This window comes from Polaromonas sp. P3_B1, assembly GCF_056402935.1.
The window spans coordinates 162,309-168,675 of sequence record NZ_JBFUGK010000006.1; the positions used below are offsets into that span (position 1 = coordinate 162,309).

A 6,367-nucleotide genomic window follows, 5' to 3' on the forward strand; every position below is an offset into this window, starting at 1 on the left:
GCGATGGCCGAGTGGTGGTCCCTGAACGATCTCGCCTGCCGACCGCCTGATGCGGGCCGCAAGGTGGCGCTGCGCAGTGACGGCGGTGACGGCAGTGACGATGGCAACGGCCGGTATTTGTCCCATGCCGACCTGCTGCAAAGAATCGACTGCTGGCAAGTCGCGTTTGCCGCGCGGCCGGAGTCCCATTGCGCCATCTACCTCAATGATCCCTTTGAGTTCTCCGCCGCTTTGCTGGCCGCCTGGCATGCGGGAAAAACCGCGGTGCTGCCGGGTGACGACCTGCCCGGCACCCTGCAGGTCATGGCGGAGGCCGGCTACCTCCTGGCCGGCGACCTGCCGCATGCACTGCAGCCCGCCGCCGGATCGCAACCAGGCAAGCGCCAGCCCCTGGACCCGGCCCAGGCGCGGATGCGGCTTTACACCTCAGGGTCGCAAGGCCGGCCCGAGGCCATCGACAAAGGCCTGTACCAGCTTGCGTCCGAAGTGCAGGCGCTCGAAGAAGCCTTCGGCCGCCGGCTGGAGGACGGTGCGCCCACGATTTGGGCGACGGTGTCGCACCAGCATATTTACGGCCTGCTGTTCCTGGTGCTGTGGCCGCTGGCGGCGGGCCGCCCCTTCGGCCTGCGCAGGTTGCTGTACCCCGAAGACATGGCCGCCAGCCTGGGGGCGCAGGCCTCCATCCTGGTGTCCACCCCGGCCCACCTCAAGCGCCTGGCCGAGCCGCCGGACTGGCGGCAGGCCAGGCAGCAACTGCGCGCGGTGTTTTCGTCGGGCGGACCCTTGCCTTTCGAAGTGGCCCAGTCCGCGGCGGTGATCCTCGGACACACGCCCATCGAGGTCTTCGGCAGCTCGGAAACCGGCGGCATCGCCTGGCGCCAGAGCACCACCGCCGACCAGGCCTGGCAACCGTTTTCCGACCTGAACTGGCGCCTCGACGGTGAATGCCTGGCCGTGCAGTCGCCGCGCCTGCCTGACGACGCCTGGTGGGTCACCAGTGACCGCGCAGCGCCCGCCGGCGGCGGCAGTTTTCGCCTGCTCGGCCGCGTGGACCGCATCGCCAAGATCGAAGAAAAGCGCGTATCGCTCAGCGCGGTTGAACAGCAATTGCTGAAGACGCCCTGGGTGCAGGAAGCCAAAGCGCTGGTGGTCGACACCCCCGTGGGCGCCCGCGTGGGCGCGGCGGTGGTGCTCACGCCGGCGGGCCGGGCGCAGGAGGCCCAGGGACGGCGCGGCCTGATCGACCTGCTGCGCGAGGCCCTGGCCGGCGGGATGGATCCGCTGGCAATTCCAAGGCGCTGGCGCTTTGTCGAAGCCCTGCCGATCAACGCGCAGGGCAAGCCGACGGAAGCCTTGCTGACGGCACTGTTCGCCGCGCAGCCCCAGGCGGCGCGCCCCGAGATGCCGGCGGTGCAATGGCTGGAGCGCGGCGACACCGATGCGCTGGCCACCCTGGACATTCATGCGGGCCTGACGGTATTCGAGGGCCACTTCGAGGTGGCGCCCATACTGCCGGGTGTCGCGCAACTCGACTGGGCGATCACGCTGGGCCGCGAATGCTTTGCCCTGCCGCAACACTTCGTGCGCCTGGAAGCGCTCAAGTTCGTGCGGCCGGTATCTCCCGGCACGGCCTTGCGTGTGGCGCTGCAGTTCAAGCACCAGTTGGCCGACCCCAAGCTGTGCAGCCTGGGCTTTCGCCTGTATTCGCAAGAGGGCGCGGACGTTTCCGAGCACGCCAGCGGCCGCGCCATCTGGTCGCATGAAGCGGGAGGCCCCCATGCATAAACCCGTGGCCGTGATCCCCTGCTACAACCATCCGCAGACCATAGGCCTTATGGTGGATGCGGTGCGCGCCCATGGGCTCAAGGTGGTGGTGGTCGACGACGGCAGCGACGCGGCCTGCGCCCAGGTGCTGGACGAACTCGCCGCCGTGCACGGCGCCGGCATGGCGCTGCTGAGGCTGGACCACAACCAGGGCAAGGGCGGCGCAATGATGGCCGGCCTGCGGCACGCGCTCGCGCTGGGTTACACCCATGCGCTACAGATCGACGCCGACGGCCAGCACGATGCGGCCGACATTCCCAAATTTCTCGCGGCTTCGGCGCTACAGCCCGATGCCGTGGTCTGCGGCGTCCCGATTTACGACGACTCCGTGCCCAAGGCCAGGCTGTATGGGCGCTATGCCACCCACGTCTGGGTGTGGATCAACACACTGTCGCTGGACATCGCCGATTCCATGTGCGGCTTTCGCGTCTACCCGCTGGAGCCCGTCGTCAGGCTGTTCAACGAGGCCCGCCTGGGACGGCGCATGGACTTCGATTCCGAGCTGCTGGTGCGCCTGCACTGGCGGGGCGTGCGCATCGTCAACCTGCCGACGCGGGTCCGCTATCCCATCGATGGGGTGTCGCACTTCCAGCTGGTGCGCGACAACGTCCTGATCTCGGGCATGCATGCGCGCATGCTGGCCGGCATGCTGCTGCGCCTGCCGCTGCTGCTGTGGCGCAAGGTCGCGCCGTGACGCAACCCTCCATCATGCCGCCGGCCGCGCCGCACTGGGCCAGCCTGGGCGAACACACCTTCGTCGCCGGCGTGCGGCTGCTGTTCTGGGTTTACCGGGTGCTGGGCCGCCTGCCTTTTCGCCTGTGCCTTTACCCGGTGGTGACGTACTACTGGGCAACTCGCGGCGATGCGCGCCGCGCCTCGCTCGATTACCTGCAAAAACTCGAGGCGGCCACCGGCAACCTCGGCCGTGCCCCCGCATGGCAGGACACGCTGCGGCATTTCCTGGCCTTTGCCGACACCATCCTCGACAAGTTGCTGGCCGTCAGCGGCGCCATCGCGCAAAGCGCCCTGCGCACGGAGGGCGAGCAAGGCCTGCTGGCTTTGGTCGCCCAGGGCCGCGGCGCGGTGATCGCCACCGGCCACATCGGCTGCATGGAGCTGTGCCGCATCAGCGCGGAGCGCCATCGCGGCGTGAAGCTCAACGTGCTGGTGCACACACGGCACGCGGAACGCTTTAACCGCATCCTGCGGCAGTTGCACCCGGACAGCGAGGTGCGTTTCATCCAGGTCACCGACGTCAACCCGGCCACCGCCATGCTGCTGGCCGACAAGGTGGCGCAAGGCGAGTTTGTCGCCATCGCCGGTGACCGTGTGCCGGTGCGCCAGAGCATGTCGGTGCCGGCCCGCTTCCTGGGCCATGAGGCGCAATGGCCGGTCGGGCCCTATGTGCTTGCCTCGCTGCTTAAATGCCCGCTGTATGCCATGGCCTGCGTGAGGGAAGGCAGCGGCTACGTGCTGCGCGTGCACTGTCTGGCCGAAGAAGTGACCCTTCCCCGCCATGCCAGGCGCGAAGCACTGGCCGCGCATGCGCAGCAATTCGCCGGCTGGCTGGAAACGCTGCTGGCCCGCGCGCCACTGGCCTGGTTCAATTTTTTTCCTTTCTGGGCGCAGGGGCTTGAGCCTTCTCGCACCGCACAACCTCCTGAACGCAACCATGACCGCTGAACATTTGGACCCCGTGATTTTTGATGGCCGGCGCCTGGACGTGAACGACGTCGTGGCCCTCTCAACGCGCGCCCGGCCGGCAACGCTGGGCCAGGCCCCGGCCTTTCGCGAGCGCATCATGCGCGGCGCCGCCTTCCTGGACCGCCTGCTGCGCGAGGACGGCGTGGTCTACGGCGTCACCACCGGCTACGGCGATTCCTGCACCGTCAGCATCCCGCCCGAGCTGGTCGCCGAATTGCCGCACCACCTCTACACCTTTCACGGCATAGGCGCAGGCCGCTGGCTCACGCCGGAAGAAACACGCGCCGTGCTGGCCGCACGCCTGGCCTCGCTGTGCCAGGGAGTGTCGGGCGTGAGCTGGGAGCTGCTGGTGCAACTGGAACAACTGCTGGTGCACGACGTGCTGCCGCTGATACCGTCCGAAGGTTCGGTGGGCGCCAGCGGCGACCTGACGCCGCTGTCCTATGTGGCTGCGGTGCTGTGCGGCGAGCGCGAGGTGCTGTTCGAAGGCAAGCGCCTGCCTGCCGCCGAGGCCCTGGCCCGCATCGGCCTCACGCCGCTGCGCCTGCGGCCCAAGGAGGCGCTCGCGCTGATGAACGGCACCTCCGTCATGACGGGGCTTGCCTGCCTGGCCTGGGAGCGTGCCGACGGCGTGGCGCGCCTGGCGACCCGGATCACCGCCTGCAACGTCTGGGCCGGCGACGGCAACGCCCACCATTTCGACGAAACGCTTTTTTCGCTCAAGCCCCATGCGGGGCCGCAATTGGTGGCGCGCCGCTTGCGCGAAGACCTGCTGTCGGACCGCCCCGCGCGCAACGAAAGCCGCCTGCAGGACCGCTATTCGCTGCGCTGCGCGCCGCACGTCATCGGTGTGCTCGAAGACGCCCTGCCCTGGCTGCGCCAGCAGATCGAGAACGAGCTCAACAGCGCCAACGACAACCCGTTGATAGACCCCGATGAAGAGCGTGTGCTGCACGGCGGGCATTTTTACGGCGGGCACATCGCACTGGCCATGGACACGCTCAAGAACGTGGTGGCCAACGTGGCCGACCTACTGGACCGCCAGCTCGCGCAACTGGTGGACACGCGCTTCAACCACGGCCTGCCGGCCAATCTTTCAGGGGCCACGGGGCCGCGCGCGGCCATCAACCACGGCCTGAAGGCGCTGCAGATCAGCGTCTCGGCCTGGACCGCCGAGGCGCTCAAGCAGACCATGCCGGCCTCGGTGTTCTCGCGCTCGACCGAATGCCACAACCAGGACAAGGTGAGCATGGGAACGATCGCGGCTCGGGATGCATTGCGTGTGCTGGAGCTGACGGAGCAAGTGGTTGCCGCGCTGCTGATCGCCGCGCGCCAGGCATTGGCGTTGCGCCTGCCGCTGAGCAAGCTGCCGCTGCCCGCGCCGCTGGCCGGCTTCCTGGAACGCCTGTCCAACGAGATCGCGCTGGTGGAAGAAGACCGCGCGCTGGATGCCGACCTGCAGCGCCTGCTGGCCGGCATGCGCGCGGGGCGCTGGAGTCTTTACCATGACTGATTCGACTCGTCCCGGCCCCGACCTCAGCCACGAGATCGAGCTGAGCCCGGCCTTCCATGACCTGGACCCGATGAACATCGTCTGGCACGGCAACTACGTCAAGTACCTGGAGATCGCGCGCAATGCGCTCATGGCGAAGTTCAACTACGACTACCCGCAGATGCACGAATCCGGCTACGCCTGGCCCATCGTCGACCTGCGCGTGAAGTACGTCGGCTCGGTGCAATACGGCCAGCGCCTGCGCATACGCGCGCGCATCGTCGAATGGGAAAACCGCCTCAAGATCGAGTACCTGATCCTCTGCGCTGAAACCGGCAAGAGGCTCAACAAGGCCAGCACCATCCAGGTGGCGCTGGACGTCAGCACCCTTGAAATGTGCTGGGTCTGCCCGCCGGTGCTGTGGGAGCGGCTGGGCGTAACCGGCCCGGGGGCGCCGGGTACCGTGCCGGGTATTGCGCCAGGCAAGGGACAGGGCGCATGAAGCGCCGCGAGCTCCTCACACTGCTGCCGGCCGGCCTGGGCCTGGCCGCCGCTGGCGTGCATGCACAAAGCGCGCCCGAACTGCTGGCCGACATCAGCCGCCGGCTGGAAAACCCCGCCGTGCTGCGCGGCGAGTTCGAGCAGACCAAAACCATCAAGGGCTTCAAGCGACCGCTGGTTTCGAAGGGAACGTTCGTCATGGCGCGTGACAAGGGCGTGCAGTGGATCACTGCCCAGCCTTTCGCGTCGACCGTGGTGGTGACGCGCGAGCGCCTGCTGACGCTGGGCGAAAGCGGCGCCAGCCGGCAGATCGACACGCGCCAGGAGCCCGGCCTGAAAGCCGTCAATGAAATGCTGATGGCGCTGCTGGCCGGCGACGTCAAAGCCCTGGCCGAGCGCTTCCAGGCCGAAGGCGCGCTGCAGGGCGCGCAGGGCTGGCGCCTGGCGCTCAAGCCGCGCGACGCCGCCCTCGCCGCATTCATCACACGCATCGAGCTCGAAGGCGGCCGCCACGTCGACAGCGTGAACCTGCACGAGGCCTCGGGCGACGCCAGCCGCATCCGCTTTTTCAACCATGCGGCGTCCAGCCTGAGCCCGGTTGAGGCCGGGCGCTTCGGGCCATGAAATTACCCACCCGTCCGGGCAACTGGGGCACACCGCAATGGCTGGCACTGGCCTGGCTGCTGGTGGTGGCCGCCATAGGCTGGCACCAGTGGCAGTTCTGGCAAGCGCCGCGCCTGGACACCGACGTCTTCGCGCTGCTGCCGCAAGACGAAAAGGCCCCGGTCGCGCAGCGCGCCATGCGCCAGCTCGGCGAACAGGGCGAGCGCCGCGTGGTGGTCATGC

General features: G+C 68.2%; 7 protein-coding genes. All 7 read left to right on the plus strand.

The genetic code is table 11. The features are described from left to right. Positions 1–3 precede the first annotated feature (3 nt). Positions 4–1,785 carry an ApeI family dehydratase gene (locus tag AC1DXS_RS05600; protein ID WP_477736567.1) on the plus strand — a complete coding sequence of 594 codons (1,782 nt, stop codon included), beginning with the start codon at positions 4–6 and terminating at the stop codon, positions 1,783–1,785. Beyond that, positions 1,778–2,518: a glycosyltransferase family 2 protein gene (locus AC1DXS_RS05605; RefSeq protein WP_477736568.1), complete on the plus strand. Its 741-nt coding sequence runs from the start codon at positions 1,778–1,780 to the stop codon at positions 2,516–2,518. The genes AC1DXS_RS05600 and AC1DXS_RS05605 overlap by 8 nt, the downstream gene beginning before the upstream one ends. Continuing rightward, entirely contained in the window at positions 2,515–3,507 is a 993-nt protein-coding gene (locus AC1DXS_RS05610; protein ID WP_477736569.1) for an LpxL/LpxP family acyltransferase, read from the plus strand. The genes AC1DXS_RS05605 and AC1DXS_RS05610 overlap by 4 nt, the downstream gene beginning before the upstream one ends. Continuing rightward, positions 3,497–5,041: an HAL/PAL/TAL family ammonia-lyase gene (locus AC1DXS_RS05615; protein ID WP_477736570.1), complete on the plus strand. Its 1,545-nt coding sequence runs from the start codon at positions 3,497–3,499 to the stop codon at positions 5,039–5,041. The genes AC1DXS_RS05610 and AC1DXS_RS05615 overlap by 11 nt, the downstream gene beginning before the upstream one ends. After that, positions 5,034–5,522, plus strand: coding sequence for an acyl-CoA thioesterase (locus tag AC1DXS_RS05620; protein ID WP_477736571.1), 489 nt, complete (start codon positions 5,034–5,036; stop codon positions 5,520–5,522). Before AC1DXS_RS05615 ends, AC1DXS_RS05620 begins: the two co-directional genes overlap by 8 nt. Next, on the plus strand, positions 5,519–6,145 hold the full coding sequence (locus tag AC1DXS_RS05625; RefSeq protein ID WP_477736572.1) for a LolA family protein: 627 nt from the start codon (positions 5,519–5,521) through the stop codon (positions 6,143–6,145). Before AC1DXS_RS05620 ends, AC1DXS_RS05625 begins: the two co-directional genes overlap by 4 nt. Beyond that, the coding region (locus tag AC1DXS_RS05630) for a hypothetical protein (RefSeq protein ID WP_477736573.1) at positions 6,142–6,367 on the plus strand (226 nt) is incomplete at its 3' end. The genes AC1DXS_RS05625 and AC1DXS_RS05630, both read left to right, overlap by 4 nt.

Excerpts from the sequence above, each read along its gene's own strand:
- AC1DXS_RS05600 (WP_477736567.1), top strand. The coding sequence starts at position 4 with ATGGCCGAGTGGTGGTCCCTGAACGATCTCGCCTGCCGACCGCCTGAT.
- AC1DXS_RS05605 (WP_477736568.1), top strand. The coding sequence starts at position 1,778 with ATGCATAAACCCGTGGCCGTGATCCCCTGCTACAACCATCCGCAGACC.
- AC1DXS_RS05615 (WP_477736570.1), top strand. The coding sequence starts at position 3,497 with ATGACCGCTGAACATTTGGACCCCGTGATTTTTGATGGCCGGCGCCTG.
- AC1DXS_RS05620 (WP_477736571.1), top strand. The coding sequence starts at position 5,034 with ATGACTGATTCGACTCGTCCCGGCCCCGACCTCAGCCACGAGATCGAG.
- AC1DXS_RS05625 (WP_477736572.1), top strand. The coding sequence starts at position 5,519 with ATGAAGCGCCGCGAGCTCCTCACACTGCTGCCGGCCGGCCTGGGCCTG.